This is a genomic window from Komagataeibacter sp. FNDCF1, assembly GCF_021295335.1.
Lineage (GTDB): Bacteria > Pseudomonadota > Alphaproteobacteria > Acetobacterales > Acetobacteraceae > Komagataeibacter.
On sequence record NZ_JAIWOT010000001.1, the window covers coordinates 3,430,810 to 3,454,627 of the forward strand.

Annotated in this window: 20 protein-coding genes; 18 read left to right on the forward strand and 2 right to left on the reverse strand. The window is 61.6% G+C overall.

The features are described from left to right. The first annotated feature begins 169 nt into the window (after positions 1–169). From LDL32_RS16070 to rfbA, 15 genes are all read left to right on the forward strand, one after another. Positions 170–1,279: a polysaccharide biosynthesis protein GumK gene (locus tag LDL32_RS16070; RefSeq protein WP_233068460.1), complete on the forward strand. Its 1,110-nt coding sequence runs from the start codon at positions 170–172 to the stop codon at positions 1,277–1,279. 47 nt (positions 1,280–1,326) lie between these two features. After that, entirely contained in the window at positions 1,327–2,478 is a 1,152-nt protein-coding gene (locus LDL32_RS16075) for a glycosyltransferase (RefSeq protein WP_233068462.1), read from the forward strand. Continuing rightward, positions 2,475–3,680: a glycosyltransferase gene (locus tag LDL32_RS16080; protein ID WP_233068464.1), complete on the forward strand. Its 1,206-nt coding sequence runs from the start codon at positions 2,475–2,477 to the stop codon at positions 3,678–3,680. Before LDL32_RS16075 ends, LDL32_RS16080 begins: the two co-directional genes overlap by 4 nt. Next, positions 3,677–4,642 carry a glycosyltransferase family 2 protein gene (locus tag LDL32_RS16085; protein WP_233068466.1) on the forward strand — a complete coding sequence of 322 codons (966 nt, stop codon included), beginning with the start codon at positions 3,677–3,679 and terminating at the stop codon, positions 4,640–4,642. Before LDL32_RS16080 ends, LDL32_RS16085 begins: the two co-directional genes overlap by 4 nt. A 538-nt stretch (positions 4,643–5,180) precedes the next feature. Then, positions 5,181–6,659, forward strand: a complete 1,479-nt coding sequence (locus LDL32_RS16090; protein ID WP_233068468.1) for a mannose-1-phosphate guanylyltransferase/mannose-6-phosphate isomerase — start codon at positions 5,181–5,183, stop codon at positions 6,657–6,659. Positions 6,660–7,027: 368 nt separating this feature from the next. After that, positions 7,028–8,530: an exopolysaccharide biosynthesis polyprenyl glycosylphosphotransferase gene (locus tag LDL32_RS16095; protein WP_233068478.1), complete on the forward strand. Its 1,503-nt coding sequence runs from the start codon at positions 7,028–7,030 to the stop codon at positions 8,528–8,530. Between the two features lie 36 nt (positions 8,531–8,566). Next, positions 8,567–9,382, forward strand: coding sequence for a WecB/TagA/CpsF family glycosyltransferase (locus LDL32_RS16100; RefSeq protein WP_233068480.1), 816 nt, complete (start codon positions 8,567–8,569; stop codon positions 9,380–9,382). A 41-nt stretch (positions 9,383–9,423) separates the two neighbouring features. Then, entirely contained in the window at positions 9,424–11,598 is a 2,175-nt protein-coding gene (locus LDL32_RS16105) for a polysaccharide biosynthesis tyrosine autokinase (RefSeq protein ID WP_233068482.1), read from the forward strand. Positions 11,599–11,614: 16 nt separating this feature from the next. Then, positions 11,615–12,766 (forward strand): glycosyltransferase family 4 protein, encoded by a 1,152-nt coding sequence (locus LDL32_RS16110; protein ID WP_233068486.1) that lies wholly within the window; start codon positions 11,615–11,617, stop codon positions 12,764–12,766. After that, positions 12,766–14,244 (forward strand): flippase, encoded by a 1,479-nt coding sequence (locus tag LDL32_RS16115; RefSeq protein ID WP_233068487.1) that lies wholly within the window; start codon positions 12,766–12,768, stop codon positions 14,242–14,244. Before LDL32_RS16110 ends, LDL32_RS16115 begins: the two co-directional genes overlap by 1 nt. An 8-nt stretch (positions 14,245–14,252) precedes the next feature. Then, a complete protein-coding gene (locus tag LDL32_RS16120) occupies positions 14,253–15,623 on the forward strand; it encodes an outer membrane beta-barrel protein (RefSeq protein WP_233068489.1) in 1,371 nt (456 codons plus the stop codon). Positions 15,624–15,724: 101 nt separating this feature from the next. After that, a complete protein-coding gene (locus LDL32_RS16125; RefSeq protein ID WP_233068491.1) occupies positions 15,725–16,276 on the forward strand; it encodes a polysaccharide biosynthesis/export family protein in 552 nt (183 codons plus the stop codon). Positions 16,277–16,307: 31 nt separating this feature from the next. Then, complete coding sequence (locus LDL32_RS16130) at positions 16,308–17,459, forward strand: acyltransferase (RefSeq protein WP_233068496.1); 1,152 nt, start codon at positions 16,308–16,310, stop codon at positions 17,457–17,459. 230 nt (positions 17,460–17,689) lie between these two features. Next, positions 17,690–18,766 (forward strand): dTDP-glucose 4,6-dehydratase, encoded by a 1,077-nt coding sequence (rfbB, locus tag LDL32_RS16135; RefSeq protein ID WP_233068497.1) that lies wholly within the window; start codon positions 17,690–17,692, stop codon positions 18,764–18,766. Further along, positions 18,763–19,662, forward strand: coding sequence for a glucose-1-phosphate thymidylyltransferase RfbA (gene rfbA / locus LDL32_RS16140; protein WP_233068498.1), 900 nt, complete (start codon positions 18,763–18,765; stop codon positions 19,660–19,662). Before rfbB ends, rfbA begins: the two co-directional genes overlap by 4 nt. A gap of 4 nt (positions 19,663–19,666) precedes the next feature. Here rfbA and LDL32_RS16145 read toward each other — a convergent pair whose 3' ends face one another. Continuing rightward, a complete protein-coding gene (locus LDL32_RS16145) occupies positions 19,667–19,897 on the reverse strand; it encodes a hypothetical protein (protein WP_233068499.1) in 231 nt (76 codons plus the stop codon). A gap of 40 nt (positions 19,898–19,937) precedes the next feature. On the opposite strand from LDL32_RS16145, the gene LDL32_RS16150 reads away from it, so the two are divergent. Next, a complete protein-coding gene (locus LDL32_RS16150) occupies positions 19,938–20,708 on the forward strand; it encodes a glucose 1-dehydrogenase (RefSeq protein ID WP_233068501.1) in 771 nt (256 codons plus the stop codon). Between the two features lie 75 nt (positions 20,709–20,783). On the opposite strand, the gene LDL32_RS16155 is transcribed toward LDL32_RS16150, so the two are convergent. Next, positions 20,784–21,761, reverse strand: coding sequence for a hypothetical protein (locus tag LDL32_RS16155; RefSeq protein WP_233068503.1), 978 nt, complete (start codon positions 21,759–21,761; stop codon positions 20,784–20,786). 327 nt (positions 21,762–22,088) lie between these two features. On the opposite strand from LDL32_RS16155, the gene LDL32_RS16160 reads away from it, so the two are divergent. After that, positions 22,089–22,631 carry a Dps family protein gene (locus LDL32_RS16160; protein ID WP_370636719.1) on the forward strand — a complete coding sequence of 181 codons (543 nt, stop codon included), beginning with the start codon at positions 22,089–22,091 and terminating at the stop codon, positions 22,629–22,631. A gap of 263 nt (positions 22,632–22,894) precedes the next feature. After that, entirely contained in the window at positions 22,895–23,767 is an 873-nt protein-coding gene (locus LDL32_RS16165; RefSeq protein ID WP_233067065.1) for a dimethylarginine dimethylaminohydrolase family protein, read from the forward strand. Positions 23,768–23,818: the final 51 nt, after the last annotated feature.

A 23,818-nucleotide genomic window follows, 5' to 3' on the forward strand; every position in this document is an offset into this window, starting at 1 on the left:
GCACGAACTTGTCATCATCCTGCCTTAATCCCGGCGTGGATTCAGGCGTTCCACAAGATCAGGGTGCTGTGGCCCTGCCACGACCACGCACATGCGGCAGAACCGAGCGCCGCCCGCCTTCGCATGCATATGGCGCAGGTGGGGGCGCAAAACAGGAGCAACTTTTTCCATGACGCGGTCCCTGTTCATTTCCGTTCATGATTTCCGCAGTTTACGCAAGGCAAGTATTCATTTCATTGCGACAGAGATGGCACGCAGGGGGCCTGTCGCATTCCTTTCCATCGGGCTCAGTACGCTCTCGTTACGGCGGGGTGACACGCGCGCAAGCCTGGTCGAACGCGCCAACCGGGTCGAGATGGTCGATGGGGTGGAATGCTACCTCTGGCGCATGCCCTGGCATCCGTTCAACATGCGCCGTGCCGCACTTGCGCCGGTGGAGCGTGGATTGTTCTGGCTTTACAGGAAGATGCTGCCCACCATCGCCCGCAGATGGATCCGAAGCGCGGACACGGTTTTTATTGAATCCGGCATGGCGCCAATATTTATTTCCGATGTGCGGAAACTTAATCCGACGGCGCGCATTATTTATCTGATGTCCGATGACCTGGAAGTGGTGGGCTGTGCGGATACCATCAAGAATGATTTCGTACGTAACTTTGACATGATCGATACGGTCCGGATGCCATCGCGTTATCTGCTTGAGCGTCTGCCCCATGCACGCTCCGCCGTTTTCGCGCCGCATGGCATCGACCGCAGCATTGCCGACAGGACGTACCCCAATCCCTATCGGGAAGGGCGCACAAGCTGTGTCTCGATCGGTTCGATGCTGTTCGACAGGACATTTTTCGAGCTTGCCGCCAGGCTGCGCCCCGACATCGATTTTCATATCATTGGCGCGGGCCATGCCACCGACGGGTTGGACGCGCCCAACATCATCATCCATCCCGAAATGGCATTCGAGCGCACGCTGGCCTATCTCCAGCATGCCAGTTTTGGCGTGGCGCCCTATCGTGACGCCAATACGCCACGCTACCTGCTTGATACATCGCTCAAGCTGCGGCAGTTCGCGCTGTTTGGCATTCCCGCCGTCTGTCCGGACTTTGCGCTCAATGACACGCCCGGCCGGTACGGTTACCGCCCCGGCAATGCGCAGTCCATTGGCCAGGCGATCGAAGCGGCCCTGCATTCCACCGAGACAATCGAACTCGATGCCCATAGCTGGCCCGAAATCGTGCAGCGCATCCTGACGCCACAAGATTATCCCGACACACGTGTATGACCCTCCGCAGGCCATGCCTGCGCCGGGGAGAGGAAAGAGCAAGACCCATGAGCGAGGAAGGTAACAGAACAGACGGGCCCGGCATTTCGGTTGTCATGGCAACATACAATGGCGCGACCCATATCCGTGAACAGCTTGACAGCCTGGCCGCGCAGACCTGCCTGCCCGTTGAGCTGATCATAACGGATGACGGATCAACCGACGCGACACTGGACATCGCGGCGGATTTCGCGCGTACCGCTCCCTTTCCGGTCCGGATTCACCGCAATCCGGTACGGCTGGGCTACAAGGGCAATTTCATGCATGCCGTCAGCCTGGCATCAGGGGATCTGATTTCCTTCTGTGATCAGGATGATTTCTGGAAGCCCGACAATCTGGCAAAGGTGCGCGATGCCTTTGCCAATGATCCCGACGTGATGATGGTCTTTCACAACGCACGTCTGGTGGATGAACGGCGCAGGCCCATCTCCACCTTCTACGCCACGCCGCCCACACCCGCCGTCTCCCGTCCGCTGACATTGCAGCCATGGAGCTTTTCTTACGGGTTCATGCAGACATTCCGCGCGGTGCTCAGGCCCGCATCGGTATACTGGCCGCGCATGCGCGATCATTACAATCCGGGCAAGGAAATGGGGCATGACCTGTATTTCTTCCTTGTCGCATCCGGCGTTGGCAGCATTGTCTACCTTGATGACGAACTGGCCGAATACCGTATCCATGGTGGCAACACGGTCGGTTCGGGCAAGCGTACCAAGCCCACGTTCATCGACCGCTGGCGCTACCGGCTGGAAGACCGGGCCGATACGTATCGCTACCTTGCCCGCATGACCGTGCAGGACAGTGCCCTTTTTGCCGATCTGGCGCGCGACCCGGCGCTGCCCGAGGCGCTGCGGACCCGCGCGCGCGCGGCTGCCGCGGCATGGAGTTCGCTGGAGCCGCTGTACAGCGCCCGCGCGGAGGTCTGTTCCGCCAGCCTGCCACGGCGGATCGCGGCCTTTGTCCGGCTGGTACGCGCCGGAGGTTACAGCGAGCGTTCATTCTGGACGTTTGGTGGCCGGGCAATGAAAAAGGATGCCGTGCTGGGTGTCCTGCTTGCCCCGCTGGTGCGGCGGTTCGGCCATGAATCATCGCGCACGGACCGGGCCTGCCACCGGGGCAATGCCTCTGCCGTGGCCAGCCCGCGGGCCCTGGCAGCATGAACACCCCGGTACCGACGGGGGCGGGTACATCCCGGTCCGGCGCATCCAGCCCCTGTGTTGCTGTCTACCGTACCCAGATCCTGCCCATTTCGGAAACATTCGTCCGCGACCAGGCCCGTGCGCTGCGGCGCTGGCGGCCTGTTCTGATCGGTGAGCGTACGATCGGACAGCTTCCGCTTGATGGCATGATGGTCCGGGCGCTGCATGACGGACCACCCACCCTGTTCCAGCGCCTGGTCGGCATGGGGTCGCGTTATCTGGAGCGCCCCGTGCCCGGCATGCTCCGGCTGGCGCGCAGTGTGGCGCCGGCACTGGTGCATGCCCATTTCGGCTTTGACGGGGTGGAGGCATGGCCGGTGGCGCGCGCTCTGGGCGTGCCCCTGCTGGTTACGCTGCACGGGTCCGATATCACGACGCACATGCACTGGTTCGCATCTGGTGGCGGGGGGCGGCGGTGGCGTGCCTATCCGCGCCGGCTTGAACGTCTGGCTGCAGAACCGCAGGTCGGTTTTATCGCTGTTTCCCACAGTATCCGCGAGGCCGCGATCCGCGCTGGCCTGCCCCCGCAGCGCATCCATGTCTGTCCCATCGGCATTGACGTGCAGCGCTTCCGGCATACAGGCCGGCCGGTGGCGGCACGTGACCCGGTCATCCTGTTCGCGGGGCGACTGGTGGAAAAGAAGGGTTGCCGCTACCTGATCGAGGCCTTCCGCACCGTACGCGCACAGATGCCCGATGCGCGGCTGGTCATTGCGGGCGATGGCCCCGAGCGCGGGATGCTGACCTCCATGGCGGCGGATATCGGGGGCATCACGTTCCACGGCCGGTATGCCGCCGCACAGATGCAGCCGCTGCTGGAGGAAGCCCGCGTGTTCTGCCTGCCCAGTGTCACGGCACGCAATGGTGATGCGGAAGGCATGGGACTGGTACTGCTGGAAGCCCAGGCCTGCGGGGTGCCGGTTGTCACCTCGGCGCGCGGGGGTGCGACCGAGGGCATCATCGACGGGGAAACCGGTTTCGCCTTTGCGGAGGGGGATGTCGCGGCGCTCAGCGCCCACCTGCTCGCCATCCTGCGCGATGATGCCCTGGCCGCACGCATGTCCGAAGCGGGGCCGGCCTTCGTGGCCGCGCGGCATGACCTGTCGCGCTGGGCCACCACACTTGAAGATATCTACGACAGTATGACAGGACGCATGCCATGAACGCTCCCATGTCCGTCAGCCTCATCATTACCACGTATAATGCGCAGGCTTTCATCATGCGGGCCATCAGTTCCGCATTGGAACAGACACGGCCACCGCTGGAAATCATCGTGGTTGATGACTGCTCCACGGATGGTACGCCCGAACTTCTCCACCGGCTGGAGCGCGGGCATGACAGTATCCGCGTCCTCTCCACGCCGTATAATGGCGGTCCGTCGCTTGCGCGCAATGTGGGGCTGGCCGAAGCGCGGGGCGACTGGGTGGCCTTCCTTGATGCCGATGACGCCTTTGCCCCCGAAAGGCTGGAGGTGATCATGGCGCGCGCGGCACAGGGTGACTGTGATTGCGTGGCCGATGACCTGGCCTACTATGACGCCGTGGCGGGACAGGTAACGGGCCGGGCGATGGGTGCGGGCAGGGTGCCCGCCACGCCTGTCAGCCTGCGTGACTATATCGGCCACAACCTGTCAGGCGGGAACGGTTTTGACTGGGGGCTGCTCAAGCCGGTCTTCCGGCGGGAATTCATGCAGGCCCATGCCATACGTTATGACCCCGTGGTGCGCCATGGGGAGGATTTCCTGCTCATGATCACCTTCCTCATGGCGGGGGGGCGGTTTTACCTGACGGACCATGCGACCTATCTCTATACCCAGCGGCAGGGGAGCGTGAGTGGACGGGCATCCGGCATGTCGCGCACGACCATTGCCTATCGGGACATGCGTGACACGGCGCTGGAACTGGCGCGTGATGCGCGCATCCGTGACAATCCGGAACTGGTCGACCTGCTGCACCAGCGTGCGGCGGGACTGCAGCGGCTGGATGACTCCCATTTCGTATCCGTGGCACTGCGTTCGGGCGCGGTAGGGGCGATCATGCAGCGGATCATGAGACGGCCTGCTTTCCTGCCCGCCATGATCCGCCAGATAGCAATGGCGCTCAGGCGCAGGTTCTGCCATTCCTGAGCACGGGCATCCCCCCCCCGCCGTGTTCTTTACGCTGGCTGCATCGATACATGCCGGCATTTGGGCCAGAAGGCGGAATCTGGCGGTTTTTATTGTCAATCTGAAAAATTTATTCTGCGCCACTGAACCCGGGCATGCCCTGCATGACCCGGGTTCAGTGCGTCAGGTGCGCACATCGTGGCCGGTATCCCGGTTCCCGGCTGGCCGTCAACGATCCGGTCGGGCAGCGTGAATGCGGTTTTTCCCGGTCATATCTCGCGACCTGTTGTCCGGAACCGGCCCGAACCGAAAGCTGCCAGAGGCGTTTGAATGGAACCCGCAGTAATGATGGGAGCGCGTTCCGCAATGCGGACTGTGTCATGCAGATGCCACACAGGGGCACGATAACGACCGAAATATGTTTGCACACCACATTCTTGACAAAAAAAATCGGCTTAAGTTCCGCTTCTGACACGGATGGCCGACATGACCGCTGCCGCTTCGAGGCCGGAGCCGCGGATGCGCACACCATGAAACATGCAGCACGGAGTTGCGATCCATGACGTTTATGACAGCAACGGATGTACCCATACCCCCAGGCCAGGCCCGGAGCCACACCATAACGCCCGTCATCCTGTCCGGCGGGACAGGAACACGGTTATGGCCTGTTTCACGCGCAAGTCACCCCAAGCAGTTCTGGGCGCTGGCGTCACGGCGCACCATGATTGGCGAGACGCTGCAGCGCGCGGCGGGGGAGGCATTTGCTCCCCCGATTGTCGTATGCAACCAGGATCATCGTTTCCTTGTTGCCGAACAGCTACGCGAAAACGGGTGCGAGGACGGACGCATCGTGCTGGAGCCCGCCGGGCGAAACACCGCTGCCGCCATTGCCGCTGCCGCCCTGCTGGCTGCGCAGGATGACCCCGGAACCCTTTTGTGGATCATGGCGGCGGATGCGTCCTTCCAGCATCCCGAACGTCTGGCGGAGGTGCTGGAAAAAGGGGCGCAGGTGGCGCGCGAAGGGTATATCGTGACATTCGGCATGAAGCCCACCGCGCCTGAAACCGGATATGGCTACATCCGCGCCGGTGCCCCCCTGCACCCCGATGGCGGCAGGGATGACGCGCACCGCGTGGCGCGCTTTGTTGAAAAGCCCGACCGCCTGCGCGCGACCGAAATGCTGAATGAAGGCGGATATCTGTGGAATTCCGGCATGTTCATGGCCCCGGCATCGGTCATGCTGGAGGAACTTGAACGCCATGAACCTGCCGTGCTGGATGCCGTGCGCACGGCCATGGCCCATAGCCAGAGCGACCTGACCTTCCTCAGGCTGGAGCGTGACTCATTCATGCGCAGCCCCAGTGTCAGCATTGATTATGCGGTCATGGAGCGTACCGAACGTGCGGTTGTCATTCCGGCGGATCTGGGCTGGGCGGATGTCGGCAACTGGAATTCATTGTGGGAACTGGGTGACAAGGACGCCTGCGGGAACGTGGTGACGGGGGATGTGGTACTGGAACAGTCCCATAACTGCTACGTGCGCAGCGAGGGGATGCTGGCCGCGGTGGCGGGACTGACGGATGTGGTGCTGGTTGTCACATCCGATGCCGTACTCGCCATTCACCGTGATTATGCGCAGGATGTCTCGGCCCTGGTGGCGCAGCTCAAGGCCACAAGCAGGCCGGAGGCCGAAATCCACAACCGCTGTTACCGGCCTTGGGGCTTTTATGAAGGACTGATCCAGGGGGAGCGGTTCCAGGTCAAGCGGATCGTGGTGTACCCTGGGCAGAAGCTGTCGTTGCAGAAGCATTTCCATCGCGCGGAACACTGGGTGGTTGTCAGCGGCACGGCCAGCGTGACACGCGATGATGAAAATCTTCTGCTGCAGGAAAACGAAAGTGTCTATCTGCCGTTAGGTTGTATGCACCGGCTGGAAAACCCCGGTCGTATTCCCCTGACCCTGATCGAGGTCCAGTCCGGGCCTTATCTGGGAGAGGACGATATCGTCCGTTTCGAGGATACATACGGCCGGCAGTAGGTGGAAATGCGCCCCCGTCATGGACCGTAACGGGTTTTATGGCGGGGAATGGCACCGTTGACTTCGGGACGACGGTAATGGAAATGGCAGCGTAATTCGTTGCTATATAATAACGGCTTGAAAAGTTGGTTAATTTTTTATGAATAAGATGTGAAGGGATGGTTTATATTTTGGTATTTACTGCGTGACATATTTTTGCCCTAAAATACACAGAGTATAGACAAACCGGTCCGGGTGATTCCGAGTCCGGAATAACAACAATAAAGTGGGAGTTTTTTTTCGCACATGATTGTGCAGTGCGGAAAATGACGGGCAGAGCCTTAACCCGGCGTCAGGTCGTATTCCGCGTCGACAGGAGATGTTTCAAAATGAGCGAGGCACTCAGGCAGTTGAAAAATGGCGAACCCGACCTGTCGCTATCCGCGATAGGCGAAAGCAAGGTCCACCGCCCTTACAGGAACCGCCCGGTGGATGATGGCGGCTTTTCCTACCGTCATCCCGTGTTGCCACAGGTGGTGGTCCTGTCGGATGCGCTCTGTGTCTGCCTTGCGGTCGTGGCCTGCATTGCCTGGCAGGGTGTCCATGACATGTCCTATGGACTGTCCGGTGCGCTCCTGCTTGCCAATATCATGGCGGCGGGGGCGTTCATCCTGTTTCCCAGGAATGTCCCGCTCCTTGACATCCCCGATGTCACGCGGCTTTCCGCACAGCTGCGCTACCTGCTGCCGCCCGTCATCTTCGGGGCGGCAGTTTTCTGTATTGTCCTTCTCATGCTGTCCTGGCCCGTCGCGGCCACGTTGCGCATGGGGGCGGACTGGCTGGTGTTCGTGGCGATCATGCTTGTGGTGGAGCGTACCATCGGCACATATGTCCTGAACACGGATGCCATGGCCCACCGGCTGGTGCGCCGGGTCGCCATTATCGGTTCCGGCATGGAAGCCACGCAGATGGCCACGCGCATCAATACGCGCATGACACGCGTGTTCCGTCTTGCCGGTATCTTTGATGATAAGGGCAGCAATGTTGACGGCACGATAGAAGACCTGGTCCAGCGTGCGCGTGAAGACGGGATTGATGCCGTCATCATGAGCTTTTCCCCCGAAGAAGGGGGGCAGCAGCATGTCATGGATGAACTGTGGCGGCTGCGCGGCATGCTGGCGGATGTCTATGTCGTGCCGACCCTGATGACCGAGGACTGCCACGGCTGGCCGGTCGAACGCTTCGGGCCGTTCTCGCTGACCGTGCTGCAGCGCCGCCCCCTGAACGAGTGGGACATGATGCAGAAGCGTGCCTTTGACCTTACGGTCGGCGCGCTGCTGCTGTTTGCGCTCTCTCCGGTCCTGCTGCTGGTGGCGCTGGCGATCAAGCTGGACTCCCGCGGGCCGGTCCTGTTCTGCCAGCCGCGGCAGGGGTTCAATAACCTTTACTTCAATGTATTCAAGTTCCGCTCCATGTATACCGACATGTCGGACCGTGACGCGGCGCGGCAGACATCGCGCACCGACCCGCGGGTCACGCGCGTGGGGCGGTGGATCCGCCGGCTGAGCATTGATGAACTGCCCCAGCTTCTCAACGTGCTGCGTGGCGAGATGTCGCTTGTCGGGCCACGCCCCCATGCACCGCAGACACGCGCCGGCGGCCAGCTGCTGCATGAGGCGATGGAAGAATATGTCGCCCGCCACCGGGTGCAGCCAGGCATTACCGGCTGGGCGCAGATCAACGGCTCACGCGGCGAACTGGTCACGCGCGACGACCTGCGCCGCCGTGTCGTGCTGGATCTTGAATACATCCGCGCCTGGTCGATCTGGCTGGATATCAAGATCATTTTCCTGACCATCAAGCGCGAGATTTTCAGTCGGAACGCATTCTGAATTTCAATTTCTCCTGATGATGAACGGTGTATTCAAATGAACGCAAATACTGAAATCGTGGTGGATGACACGGTTGTCGATGTCATGGGGCTTCCTCTCAACGACATATCAAGGGAAGAAATAGTCGAGCGCGTGATCGACGCCGTGCGGGCGCGCAGGAAAATGGTCATCGTCAACGCCAATGCCCATATGGCGGTGGTGTCGCAACGGCAGACCTGGCTGCGTTCCCTTTTCCGCCGGGCCGATATCGCGTTCTGTGACGGGGCGGGGGTGCAGCTTGCCGGCATGGTGCTGACGGGCCGCCACCTGCCGCGTACCACCCCGCCGGAATGGATCGGCCCCGTGCTGTCGCGGCTGGGGCCGGAGGCATCGGTTTTCTGGATTGGCGGCAAGCCCGGCGTGGTGGAAAAGGCCGCCCAGGCGTTTTCCGCGCGTTATGGCGTGCGCACGGCGGGCACCCAGCACGGCTTTTTTGACCAGACCCCCGGATCGCGTGAATCTACACAACTGCTTGAGCGCGTGCTGAAAACCCGGCCCGACATCATCCTGCTGACCATGGGCATGCCGCGCCAGGAAAGCTGGCTGCGTGACAATATGGACCAGATCCCCACGGGCGTGATGCTGACGGCGGGGGCGCTGGTCGATCATGCGGCGGGGCATGTGCACCGCCCGCCCCGATGGGTGGCGGACATGGGAATGGAGTGGCTGGTGCGGCTTGTGCGCGAACCGCGCAGGCTGTGGCGGCGTTATCTGTTGGGGCTGCCGGTGTTCGGCTTTTACGTGCTGCTTTACCTGCAGCGCAGGGCGCGTGGCAGACCCGTATCATCCATCTCGCGGAAACTCGCCGGGTAATCAGCATGAATTATGTTTCCATACAGGGACGGGCCACTTCAATGTCATGGACAGCGCAGGATGTGGGCCTTGTCATTCGCCAGACGGTCCGGGCCTTTCTGAGGCACCGGCTCCTCTTTGTGCTGACGGTGCTTGGCGTGCTGGTCGCGGGTAGCGCGGTCATGCTGACGCTCAAGCCACGCTATACCGCCACGGCCACGGTCGTGGTGTCGGGGCGTGCGCAGCAGGACCCGCTGGCCCCCAATGGCCAGCAGCAGAACCAGGCCCCGCCGGATGACTCGCTGGTCCAGACCGAGGCGGCGATGATCCATTCGCGTGACGTGGCCGCCGCCGTCCTGGCCCAGCTGCCGCCACCGGCGGCAGCCCCGCATGTCGGCCTGCGCGACCGGCTGTGCCACATGGGTATTGGCTTCCTGTGCCACGCGGCGCAGGCGGTTGATCCGGTGGCCCAGCGCGTGCGTGATGAGGATGCCTTCCTCAACAACCTGACCGTAACGCCCGAGGCGCATACCCAGATACTCGACATCAACGTGGTGGATGGCGATGCCGCCCGCGCCGCCGCCCTGGCGGATGCGGTGGTCACGAACTACCAGCGCCTGGCCCTTGCGCGGCAGACGGCGGATATCAACCGCGTGGCCGCCTGGCTGGACAGCCGCACGGCGGAACTGCGCCAGCGCTGGATGGATGCGGTGGAAAAGGCCAATGCCTTTGACAACGCCCACGGGCTGACCAATACGGGCGAGGGCGGCACCGCCAGCCCCCTGATCGAACGCCAGATTGCCGATACGTCCGCCAATCTCAGCCAGGCGCAGGGCAGGCTGGCCGCGGCCCAGGCGCGTGCCGATGCGCTGCGTGACGCAGCATCACGCGGGGATGCACGGGCGGCGGTCGCCCTGTCACAGGAGCCGATCCTTGTCGCCACCGCCAATGCGCTCATGCAGTTGCAGAGCACCCGGCAGGAGGAGGCTGCAACCTACGGCCCGCAGCATCCGCGCCTGCGCGCGCTGGACCAGCAGATCGCAACCACGCGCGCCAGCCTGTCGGCCGAGACGCAGGCCGCGCTGAACTCCATCCGCGAAGACCAGATTTCCGCCAAGGCGGAGGTGGACCGTCTGAGCGAGAACCTCGATATCCTGCGCCAGAAGGCAGGCGGCCAGAGCGCGCCCCAAGCCGAATACCGCACGCTGGACCAGGAAGCGCAGAGCGCGCGCACGGTGTATGAAACCTTCCTGGAGCATGCAAAGGAAGTGGTGGACCGCGCGGCCCTGTTGCAGCCGCCCATCGCCCTGGTGTCGCACGCTTCCGCGCCGGAGGTCCCCAGCTTCCCCAACCGCAAGAAGATCGGCATGGGCCTGGTTGCGGTGGCCCTTGCCGCGGGGGCGGGTATCGTGCTGCTGCGTGATTACTTTACCGCGGGCTTTACCGAAATCGAGCGCCTGCGCGCCGCCGTGCCGCTGCCGCTTATGGCCGTGGTGCCCCGGGTGCGCGCACGCACCGAACAGGGTGTGCGCCGCCACGTGATCGACCATCCCTATTCCCGCGCCACGGAAGCGGTGCGCAGCCTGGTCATGCAGTTGTCCATGCGGGTGCATGACGGGGGCCAGCCGCTCTGCCTTGCCATTACCTCGGCCGGGCCGGAGGAAGGCAAGAGCACGCTGGCACTGTGGATGGCAACCATTGCCCGCCGGGGTGGGCAGAAGGTGCTGGTGATCGATGCCGACCACCGGCGCGGGATGCTTGACCAGTATCTGACCGATGTCACGTCGGGCCGTCCCTCGCTGGGCATGAGCGATCTTGTGACCACCGGCGCGCGGGTGGAAGATGTCATCCGCACCGACCCCGATACCGGCTTTGACTACATTCCCGCCGGCCGCACGATGGAGCATGCCTTCAGTCCCGTCGAGATCCGCCGCCTGCGCGCCATACTGGCGGAACTGAAGCGGTCGTATGAACTGATCATCATCGACTGCCCGCCGCTGCTGGGGCTGAGTGATGCGCTGGTGCATGCGAACATGTCCGATCAGGTGATTTTCGTGTGCCGGTGGAAGAGCACGGCGCAGCGTGCCGTCATGGCCTGCCTGGAACGACTGGAAGCCAGTGGCGCGCCGCTGGCCGGGGTGGTCGCGACCATGGTGGAGGACAATGCCATGGACGTGATGGGCTACAGCTACGGCAACCGGGACATCAAGATCCTGAGCCGGTTCGATGATAAATGAACGAGGGGACGAAACATTGAAAATCCTGCATATTTGCCGTCAGTTCAGTCCCTCTGTTGGTGGATTGGAAGATTCGCTGCTCAACCTTGCACGCAGCCAGCGCCAGAAGCTTGGACTGGATGCCCAGGTACTGACGCTCGACAGCGTGTTCGGCCGCCCCGGGAAGCTGCCGCATAGCGATGTGGTGGACGGCGTGCCCGTCACCCGCATCGCATGGCGCGGTTCCACACGGTACCCGCTTGCGCCCGGCGTGCTGCGCCATATCCGCTCGTTCGACCTGCTGCATGTCCATGCAATCGACTTCTTCTTCGATTTCCTTGCATGGACATGGCCGCTGCATCGCAAGGTCATGATCGCCTCCACCCATGGGGGCTTTTTTCATACCGGGGCGCTGCGGCGCCTGAAGGAAATCTGGTTCCGCACCATCACCCCCGTTTCCGTCCGTGCCTATGCGCGCATCGTGGCGTGCAGCTACAGTGATGCCGACATGTTCCGCACCGTGGCGAAGGGACGCCTGCAGACAATCGAGAACGGCATCAACCAGACCCGCTTCCGTGATGCGGCTGCCCGCACGCCCAATCACACCATCCTTGCCTTCGGGCGGTTCGCGGTTCACAAACGATTGAACCTGCTGTTTGAACTTGTCGCCCGCCTGCGCCGTGACAACCCGCAATGGAAGCTGATCGTGGCGGGGCAGGATTCCAACCTGACCGCCGATGACCTGCGCCAGCAGGCCCGTGCCTGCGGGATCGGGGACAGCATGCGCATCGTGCCCGGCCCAAGCGATGCGGCGCTGCGCGACCTGATGGGGGAGGCCAGCTTCTTTGGCTGCCTGTCCGCGCATGAAGGCTTTGGCCTTGCCGCGGTGGAAGCCATGTCCGCCGGTCTTGTGCCGATCCTTAGCAATATCACGCCCTTTGTCCGGCTCATGCAGCAGGGTGCCGCGGGCGTGATGGTCGACCCTGCCGATATGGCCGCCGGCGCACGGGATGTCGAATCGCTCGCCACCACCCTGCCGGAGACGGCGGATGCCCTGCGCGCACGCAACATGGACGTGGCCAGCCGGTACGACTGGAACAGCGTGGCGCGGGAATATGCAACTGTATACCAGCAGGTTCTTGGCGGTTCCGGTTCCCGGTCCGCCATGGTGACAGCAGGGGCGGAGTAATGGCACAAAGCAAGTTCTCCACCAATTTCCTTTTCAACGTATTCGGTTCCATCTTTCCCATTATCGTCTCGCTGGGCACGGTTCCGTTCTATCTGCGGATGATCGGCACGGACCGGTACGGCATTGTCGCGATATCATGGATATTGCTGGGGTATCTCGGGTTTCTCGACTTTGGTCTGTCCCGTGCTTCGGCCAATGCGCTGGCGCAGCTTGGCCATGCCACGTCGCGCGAGCGCTCGCCCGTGCTGATGACGGCCTTTTACAGCAATCTGGGCCTGGGTGCGCTGGGTGGGCTGATCCTGTACCCCATTGGCGACGTGGTGCTGATGCATTTCGTCCGCATACCGCCAGACCTGCTGACGGAAACACGCCATGCCTATCCATGGATGGCGGTCATGCTGCCGCTGGGCATGATCAATGGCGTGGCCACTGGTGCGCTGGAATCCCGGGAACGTTTCCTGCTTTCCAACATGCTCAATTCCAGTACCACCATGGCAGGACAGATCATCCCGCTGATCTGCATCTATCTGTGGGGGCCACAACTTACGGTTGTCCTGCCCGCCATCGTGCTGTCACGGCTGGGGATGATCATGCTGTCCTACTGCGTGGTCATTGCGCTGGAATGGCCGATCCGCCCGCTGGATTACGACGTGGTATGGCTCAAGCGCCTGCTGGGCTACGGGTCATGGGTCAGCATTTCCAGCCTGATCAACCCGCTGCTTGATACCTCCAACCAGCTGATCATCGGTGCCACGCTGGGGGTGACATCGGTGGGGCAGTATACGGTGCCCATGAACCTGGCCATGCGCTCGCAGGTGGTGGCCACGGCGCTTGCGCGCACGCTGTTCCCCCGCCTGTCGCGCGCGGACCGGGCAGAGGCGGTTGACCTGACCCGCCGAGCCACGGCCTCGCTTACCTATGGGTTCGGCATGATCTGCGCGCCGGGCATCCTGTTTTCGGGTGCGTTCCTGCATCTGTGGGTAGGGGGCAATTTTGCTGATGTCTCCCGCCCCGTGGCCGAGATCCTGATGTTTGGCGCGTGGACCAACGGGATCGCCTTCCTGCCTTACGGACTGATTCAGGGGCAGGGGCGGCCGCACATCACGGCCAAGGTGTCGATGGTGGAGATCCTGCCCTTCTTCTGCGTGCTGTGGCTGTTCATAAAATGGTGGGGGCTGCCCGGTGCCGCGGCCGCCTGGACCCTGCGGGTCACGATTAACCTGATTGCCCTCTATCTTCTGGCGGATTGCCGCTCCAGGCAGACTTGGCGGCTTGTGCCGGGAATGGTAATCATGACAGGGGCACTTATCCTGAGTCTGCTGGTACCCATGAACCTTGTGGTTTCTGCCTGTGCGGCCACGGTAGCGGGACTTGCCATGGCTTTTGCTGCATACCGGTTGGACCCGGGCTTGCGTGATGTCGTGCACCGGTTTGTCCAGCGTGCGGGAGGTAACTCCCGTGTTACGATCACAGGTTAGGATGCGGTATGAAGGTCAGGCGGTTGCGGCGCGGGGGCACAATGGGGCGGTGCCTGTCGTGGGGGCCGGTCAGTATCATGGTGCTGGGAATGGGGCTGCATGCCAGCAAGGCGCATGCGCAGCTGATTCAGCAGCTTTTTCCATCGGATGTACCAGGGTACGCCACCGATATGACCGGTTCGGTCGTGACGCGCCAGATGATGGGCCAGCAGAGCGACGGGATCGGGCTGGGCAGCTGGCTGTTGCGGCCCACGGCATCTGAAAACGTGGGCTACAACACCAACACGCTGGGTATTCCCGGTTCGGGCAGCCCGGCGGTGCAGACATCGGCCAATGTCAGCGCCAATTCACGCTGGCGCCGGCATGCGCTGGGGGCGTCGGTCGGGATGGATGATCACCGTTACCCCACGCAGTCCATTGCCAGCTATACCAACTGGCATGGCAGCATCGGTGGTTCGCTCAACCTGGGCCATGACACGCTCAGCGCCGCTTTCTCGCATTATCAGTATCACCTTTCCGCGACCAATCTGGGCGTGTACGGGGTGGTCTACCCCGTACCCTACCAGGTCAATGACGGGCGGCTGACCTATACCAAGACGTTCGGGCGCTTCAGTCTGATCCCGGCCTTTGATTATCAGGACTTCTCCTTCGGGACGGCACCGGGGCCGATTTCCATCGATTACGGCACCATCAGCCACAAGGTGGAAACGGGGTCGCTGACTTCGCGCTTTGCGTTCTCGCCGGGTAATTCGGCGGTTGCCGTCCTGCGTGGTTCGGCGGCGCAGTACGATGCCGCCATTCAGGCATCAACCAACAATTATGCCGACGGGGCCGGGTTTGTCGGGGTGGACTTCCGCAGCGGGCAGGTGTGGCAGTACCGCCTGCTGGTGGGCGGTGAGACGCGCAGCTTTGCCAACGGTTACAGCCCGTCGGTCAGCACGCCCACGTTCGAGGTCAACGTATCGTGGATGCCGCGCAGGATCGACACGGTCAACCTGACGGCAGGCCGCCACCTGAGCGACCCCGAAACCCCCTTTGCCCGCAATCAGGTCATTACCGACGTGCGGCTGCAATGGGATCATGAACTCCGCCACAACGTGTTCCTGCGCGCCTATGGCGAGTTCGGGGAGAGTGATTCCCAGTCCGGGATGCAGGTTACGGGCGCGACCGCCACGCTTGGGGGCAACCGGTTGCAGAAGCAGATCCATTTCGGGGGGTCTGTTTTCTGGAATATCGACCGCCATGTCCGCGCGTCCCTTACCTACAACTATGTCAATAACGCCACATCGGGCGGAAACGTGAATTATCTGAACATCCCGGGACGCCTTTCGACGTTTACAAGCAATACCGTACTATTGGGCTTTTCCTTCTCCGGTTAGCGAGAGGCCCTTTGGGCCATCAGAATGGGGAAAGTCGCATTTATAATGATTTGGGAGTGGCCATGTTTGCAATGATACGGAGTACGTGTCGGCCTGGAGTGATGCAGGCAGTCGCCGCTACAGCCCTGCTGACACTGGGTTCATGTGCGTCGGCGCGGGAACAGTCTTTTGAAGCGGTTGATACCAGTACCTATCATCTTGGTCCGGGTGACCAGGTGCGTGTCATTACCTATAACGACCCGCAGTTGAGCAATACCTTTACCGTAAGTGACAACGGAAATATCGACTTTCCGCTGCTGGGCGTGGTGCCTGCGGCAGGGGCTGCGCCACGGGATCTGGCGCAGCGCATTTCCTCCAGTCTGGAAAGCAAGGGCATCCTGTTCCAGCCCAGTGTTTCGGTGGAAATAGCGCAGTACCGGCCCATCTACATACTGGGTGAGGTCAATCATCCCGGGCAGTATCCCTACCAGCCGGGCATGACCATGCTTACGGCCGTGGCACTGGCGGGCGGGTTTACCTATCGCGCCATAACCACGCATGCGACCGATGTGCGCCACGAAAACCTGACCACACCTGCGCATGAAGGCCGCATTACACGTGCGACCGAACTGCTGCCCGGTGACGTCGTAACGATAGATGAAAGATTTTTCTAAAGCCTGAACCAACATGCAATAAGGGGATAACATGCCAAGGGCCCGTTCCATCCCCAGCCTGACCGGTGTGCGCGGTGTTGCGGCGTTGTGGGTCTTCATGACCCACTTCTACGGTCTGGCTGCCGACATGCTTCATCAGCCATGGATGCTGAATTCACTGTTTCTGTTCAACGGTTTTCGCGGCGTTGACCTGTTTTTCGTGCTGTCGGGCTTCATCCTCATGCATGTGCATGAAGGGCAGTTCGTGCAGTTGCGCTGGCATGTCATCCGTGACTTTTTCATTATCCGTTTCTTCCGTGTCTATCCGCTCAATACCTTTATCCTGCTTGCGCTGGTTCCGCTTGTACTGTTCGCCCCCGGTTACGTTGCCATGCAGCGTCATTATACCGATCCGGCCTTTGCCTACCGCGCGCATAACCTGTCCGTTGCCGGTTTTGTCCAGACCCTGCTGCTGGTACAGACCTGGACAGTGCTGAAACTGGGGGAGTGGAACATCGTATCATGGACACTGAGTGCTGAAGTGCTGGGCTACATCCTGTTCCCGCTGCTGGCCATGGCGGCCATGCGCATTGCCAGCCTGCGCAGTGCCGTGGCGGTATGCGCGGCAAGCCTGGTCACACTGGTGGCCATCCTGTTTGTCTGCCACCATGCCAATAACAATCCGACCGGTACGTTTGGCGCCATCCGCATGTTCTTCTGCTTTACTGCGGGGATTGTACTGTACCGTGTCTATAATTTGGCCCCTGCGGGTACGGAGCGGCACGGGGCGGCGATTACAATGGGGGCGGTTGCATTCATTGCCCTTACCCTGTTCTTTCCGGTTGTTCCGGTATGTGATGTATTTGGTTTTACGGCCCTTATATTTGGTCTGGCCTATCAGCGCGGGGTGATCAATACGTTCCTGTCATCTGCGCCGGTCATGTGGCTGGGGCGGATATCGTTTTCGTTCTATCTGGCGCATTACCTGATTATCGGCATCCTGTCGTGGGCCATGGGCCAATGGCTGCGTAATCTTGGTTCTGTCGGAAGCATGACGGCAACAGTTGCAATATTCGCCCTGTGCCTGCTGGTTGGCGTGGTGTGTTACCATCTGATTGAACGGCCATCACAGCGGCTGGGCCGCCGTGTCATGCAATGGGTCGAGGCGCGTGATGCCCGCGCGGGTGTGCAACGGATTGCATGAACATTTTATTGATAAAATCCCGTTACCACCTTCATGCGTTACCATTTTCAATGATCGGGGGTATGAGGCACACATTTCTGACACACACGACATATTACAGTCACACGATGCTCTTATATTACAGTTCTGTCTGTCGTTATCCGGTTGGATCCTGATCAGTAATGCTCCCGCCTTCTGTCATGGTCGGGTGGGGCAACGTGTAACGACACAGGGGAGGAAGGAAGCAAGGAATGCGTATACTGATAACGGGCGGGTGTGGATTCATCGGCTCGGCGGTCGTGCGGCATCTGATCAGCCAGACCACGCATGAAGTCCTGAACGTGGATGCCCTGACCTATGCGGCCAGCGAGCAGGCCACGCAGGCCGCGGCAGAGAGTGGCCGCTACCGGCTGGAAGTCGCCAACATCATCGATGCCGGTGCCATGGACCGGGTCTTTGCCGAATTCCAGCCCGATGCCGTCATGCATCTGGCTGCGGAAAGTCATGTTGACCGGTCGATTGATGGCCCTGGTACTTTTGTCAGTACAAACATCGTCGGTACCTATACATTGCTCGAAGCTGCGCGGCGCTGGTGGTCCGGACTGGATACAGCGCGGCAGAAGGCCTTCCGTTTCCATCACATTTCCACCGATGAAGTATTTGGCGCACTGCAGCCGGGTGATCCGCCCTTTACCGAACAGACACCCTATGACCCGCGCAGTCCCTATTCGGCCAGCAAGGCATCATCCGATCATCTGGTGCGGGCATGGTACCATACCTATGGACTGCCCACCTTCGTCACCAATACCACAAACAATTATGGTCCGTGGCACTTCCCGGAAAAGCTGATCCCTCTTGTCACCATCAACGCGATTGAAGGGCAGGAACTGCCCGTCTATGGCGCGGGGCAAAATGTGCGCGACTGGCTGTTCGTGGAAGATCACGCCGAAGCGCTGGTGCGCGCGGTGGAGCGCGGCCAGCCGGGCGAGACCTACGCCATCGGTGCACGCCAGCCCCGTACCAACATGGAAGTGGTTCAGGCGATCTGTTCCATTCTTGATGAATTGCGGCCCGACCCGGCTGGCCCGCATGCACGCCTGATCCGCCATGTGACGGACCGGCCGGGGCACGATTTCCGTTACGAAATCGATCCGTCCCATGCCGAGCGTGCGCTGGACTGGCACGCGAAGCATGATTTCGAACATGGCATCCGTCGCACGGTGCAGTGGTATCTTGATAACCGCGAATGGTGGGAAGCCATCCGCGCCGCACGCTATGGCGGGCAGCGCCTTGGGCAGGCAGGAAAGACGATGGGAACAGCAGCATGAGTAAAGACGCACACCAGAAGCCGACCAAGGGTATACTGCTTGCGGGCGGGTCGGGAACCCGCCTGCACCCGATGACACTGGCGGTCAGCAAGCAGCTGCTGCCGGTTTATGACAAGCCGATGATCTTCTATCCGCTCTCCACCCTTATGCTGGCGGGCATACGCGATATCATGATCATTTCCACCCCGGCGGACCTGCCGCAGTTCAAGCGCCTGCTGGGTGACGGGTCGGATATGGGTGTTACCTTCACCTACCGTGAACAGCCGTCACCCGATGGCATTGCCCAGGCCTTTGTCATAGCCGATGACTGGCTGGATGATGCGCCCTGCGGGCTGGTGCTGGGGGATAACCTGATTTTTGCCGACCATCTGGGCAAGCAGATGCGTGCGGCGGCCACGCGCCCGGTCGGGGCCACGGTCTTTGCCTATCAGGTGCGTGATCCCGAACGTTATGGCGTGGTCAGTTTTGGTGAAGACGGCCACGCACACGACATTGTTGAAAAACCCCAGGAGCCGGAATCGAACTGGGCCGTAACGGGCCTGTATTTCTATGATGGCAACGTGCGTGAATATGCGCGCAACCTCAAGCCATCGGCACGCGGGGAACTGGAAATTACCGACCTTAACCGGATCTACCTGCAAAAGGGCCAACTGCATGTCCAGCGCCTGGGGCGTGGCTGCGCATGGCTGGATGCCGGCATGCCTGACAGCCTGATGGAGGCAGGCCAGTTCGTGCATACGATCCAGTCCCGGCAGGGACTTCTGGTCGGTTCCCCGCACGAGATCGCCTTCCGCATGGGCTTCATAGATGCGGACCAGCTGAAGGCCTATGCCCAGCGCATGATCAAGACCGAACTGGGGCGGATCCTCATGGAAATAGCCCAGGGCGAATCCTGAACCGTCAGCCCGTCCCGCAGTCCTTGATGGCGCTGCGGGCAGGCAGGCTGCCGTTGCGCCTGTTGCCTGTCATGTCATGACGGAGCATGGCGGCAGACGGGGGGGGGGCAGGCCAGTTCCCTGCCTGCCTGGCTGCCGCCAGACCCGGTCGCTGTGCAAGGATTGCGGTACCATCAAAAAGCCGTGTGGCCGGGAATGGATCAGTGCCGCCAAGTCCATGGTGGTGCAGGTTCATCCGGTTGTTTTTGCAAGACTGATATAGTCAGGAGACTGTTATGGGACGGGTATCGGGGAAAGTGGCGCTGGTGACCGGGGCCGCGCTGGGCATTGGCAAGGCGACGGCCCTGCTGCTGGCGCGTGAAGGGGCCAGGGTTGTCGTGGCCGACATGAAGGAGCAGGAAGGTCACGCCGTCGTGGCGGAAATCGAGGCGGCGGGCGGAGAGGCCCTGTTCGTGTCCCTCAACGTGACGGTGGAGGAAGACTGGAGCCAGGCAATGGCCGCGATCGAAAAGCAGTTCGGGCGGCTGGATATCGCGGTCAACAATGCAGGCATCGCCTATACCGGCACGGTGGAATCAACCAGCCTGGCGGACTGGCGGCGGGTGCAGGCGGTCAACCTTGACGGCGTCTTCCTGGGTACCCGTCATGCCGTGGAGGCCATGAAGCCACATGGCGGGGGATCAATCGTCAATCTTTCCTCCATCGAGGGGCTGGTGGGCGATCCCACGCTGGCTGCCTATAATGCAAGCAAGGGCGGCGTGCGGCTGTTCACCAAGTCCGCTGCCCTGCACTGCGCGCGTTCGGGCTACAAGATCCGGGTCAACTCGGTCCATCCCGGCTATATCTGGACCCCCATGGTGCAGGGGCTGACAGCCGAAACACCCGACCAGGTGGCGGCGCGGCAGAAACTGATTGACCTGCACCCACTTGGTCATCTGGGCGAGCCGGATGACATTGCTTACGGCATCCTGTTCCTGGCATCCGATGAATCCCGCTTCATGACCGGAAGCGAGCTGGTGATCGACGGCGGGTATACCGCACAATAAAGCCGCGACATGACATGAAACGGACCTGTCCCCCGGCATGCCCGGGCGGACAGACCCGTATGTACCCGATGGCCATCAGGGGCAGCGGCGCGGCACGTAGGACACCACGCGGTCAAGCAGCGTGTTCATTTCGGGCCGTGTCACGGGGTCCAGGCAGGTGGCGACGTAGGCGCGGGCGCGCTGCTTGATCATGTTGGCGGAGCGCAGATTTATGGCCAGCATGTCACTTTCCGCAACCAGGTCGGCCACTGTCATGTGGCGGTGGAAGGCCGTGCGCGTGATATCAAAGGCCAGGTGGTCCACCACCGTCTTCATCTCCGCCTTGCCAAAGGCGGAGTGGCAGTTCAGCAGTTGTGTATGTGCCTGCGCGTAAAGCCTGATCTGGGGCAGATGTCCGCTGCGATGGAAATGCCGCTGGTGCCACGCCCGTGCCCATATGTGTTCGCGGTGGGCGGTCTCGTATTCATGCATGTCGGCATTGTCATCGCAGATCAGGGCATGCACCGCGTGCGCCGCCAGCCATGCGGATGCAAAATCCGGATAGGCCTGCCCGTTCCATAATGGCTCCGCATTGCCGGAACTGGTGGCAAAGCGGAAATTACGCTGCCCATCCACACCATACAGGATGCAGATACCCTGTGTCGTGGTGGTATCACGACCCAGTACAAGGATATGCCCCCCGTCACCTGCATGCATGTGGCGCTGCAGGGTGAACAGGTCGAACAGGGTCTCGTCATCAGCCGATCGTCCGGTATGGGCCTTTACATAGGTCAGGAAGAGCGGATTGTGCACGCCGGTCACGCCACGGGGGCAGAAATCAAACCGCCACCAGCGTGACATCTTGACCAGATGGAACGCCAGTGCGTTACGCAGCCGGGTCAGTTCCGGCGGGTGGGTACCCGCTTCGCACAGGGCCTGTACATCACGGAACCGTCCGGCCAATGTGTTGATCTGCCGGGCAAAGGGGCGATTGGGGTCAAGATAGCCGAGAAACCGGTCGGGGGCGGAATGTTCAAGGTGCCAGTCGGCCGTGCATCCTGTGCTTTCACTCATGATTGACATGATCCCTGCATGAAAAAAAGAAGTGCGGCATCACCGCATGACGGCGATGCCGCATAAGGTTTCACGGCCTGGTGCTGGGAAATCGACGGTTGGGAAAACTGTCCTGGAATGCCGTGAGTGTTTTTCTGATATTGCAAACGAATATCAATTGCAAATAAAAAAATGACATGTCCCGCATGCCCGTATCGTGACGGGCGGGGCACTGGGTGCCGTATGGGAACCATTCAGGGAACTTGTGGGCAGGCGGGCGCTTAAGGGGGCGCAGCCGGGTGACCGGCGCCTGCGTGCTTTGCAGGTAGATCGCAGAAAGTGGAGATGATGATGACAACCAAGGCAGCTGAAGCCGGCAAGGCTCATGTCCGGACCTATCTCGGCACTCCGACGGACCTGGAGCACGACGCGGTGCATGAAATCGCAGCCGGGCTGAAGACGGTGCTGGCAGATGTGTTTGCGCTCTATATCAAGACCAAGAACTTCCACTGGCATATGAGTGGCCGCCATTTTCGTGACTATCACCTGCTGCTGGATGAACAGGGTGACCAGATCTTTGCCATGACCGACCCCATGGCGGAACGGGCGCGCAAGATTGGTGGCAATACGCTGCATTCCGTGGGCGAGATCGCACGGCTGACCGGTGTGGCTGACAATGATGCCGACTATGTCACGCCCGAGGACATGCTGGCCGAGCTGCGTGAGGACAACCTTGCCCTGACCGCCCGCATGCGCGCGGTCCATGCCGTATGTGATGAAGGCAATGATGTCGCCACCGCAAGCCTGCTGGAAACCTGGATTGACGAGACCGAGCGGCGCACATGGTTCCTGTTCGAAGCCACCCGTCCGGCCTTTGGCAGTAATAACTGAACCAGCATTCCCTCCGCAGGGGTAAAAGGGCGGCAACCCGCCCTTTTTTCATATCCGGGCCATGCGCAGGGCATCCGTGTCCGCAGGGTCCGGCCGCATGGGCTGCGGAAATATCCGCCCCGCCTGCGGCCCGTCGCGCATAAGCCTGCGCCGCATATGGCGGGGCGTGCATGGTCATGCCCTGTGCGGGCGGGCGGTCCCTTGCCTCATCCCATATATCCGCTATCGTAACGTTTCCAACCGGGCAGGGACATGACGGGACCATGGGAACGAACCGCTGGTTTGTGGACAGTGAAACCGGGGAACTGGCGGACGTGCTGCTGTGCCCGCCGGACCATTATGCCTGGATTCCCAGCAACGACATCGCCATCCAGAGCATGGCATCGGGTGCGACCATCGACCGCGCGGCGCTGCGGGCGCAGTTTGACGGGCTGGTCGCCACCCTGCGTGAAGCCGGGGTCAGCTGCCATTTCCTGACCCCGCATGAAGGCATGCCCTACGAGGTCTATACCCGCGACAGTTCCCAGACCACGCCGTTCGGCACCGTCGTCACCCGCCTGTCACGCCCCGAACGCCGGGCGGAGATCGGGCCGGTGCATGATTTCTATGGCCGCGACGCGATCTGGAAGACCTGCACGAAGGGGCATATCGAAGGCGGTGACATCCACATCATCCGCCCCGGCCTGCTGGCGGTGGGTGTAAGCGGTGGCCGCACGGACGCCGCGGGTGCGGCCGAGTTCATGGGCTGGTTCGAGGATGCGGGCTGGACATGCCGGATGATCCGTTTTCCCGAACATTTCCTGCATCTCGACGTGATCTTCACCATGGTGGCGGAGAACCTTGCCATCGCGGCGGTGGACGTGCTGTCCGATGCGGATCTGGACTGGTTCCGCACGCAGGGCATCCGCCTGCTGCCGGTCAGCTACCGCGAGGCCATGCGCGACATGGGCTGCAACGTGCTGGCGCTGGGGCGCGGGCGCGTGATCAGCCCGCGGCACTGCACGCGCATCAACCAGATGCTGCGCGCGGAGGGGCTGGACGTGCTGGACCCCGAACTCGACCAGTTCTCGCAGGGCGGTGGCAGCATCCACTGCATGACCATGCCCCTGCGCCGCCGCTCGCTCCTGCCGGGATAGGCCGCCGGTGGCGGGGGCTCTGGCTGGGCAGGGACGGGGTCAGCCGGTAGC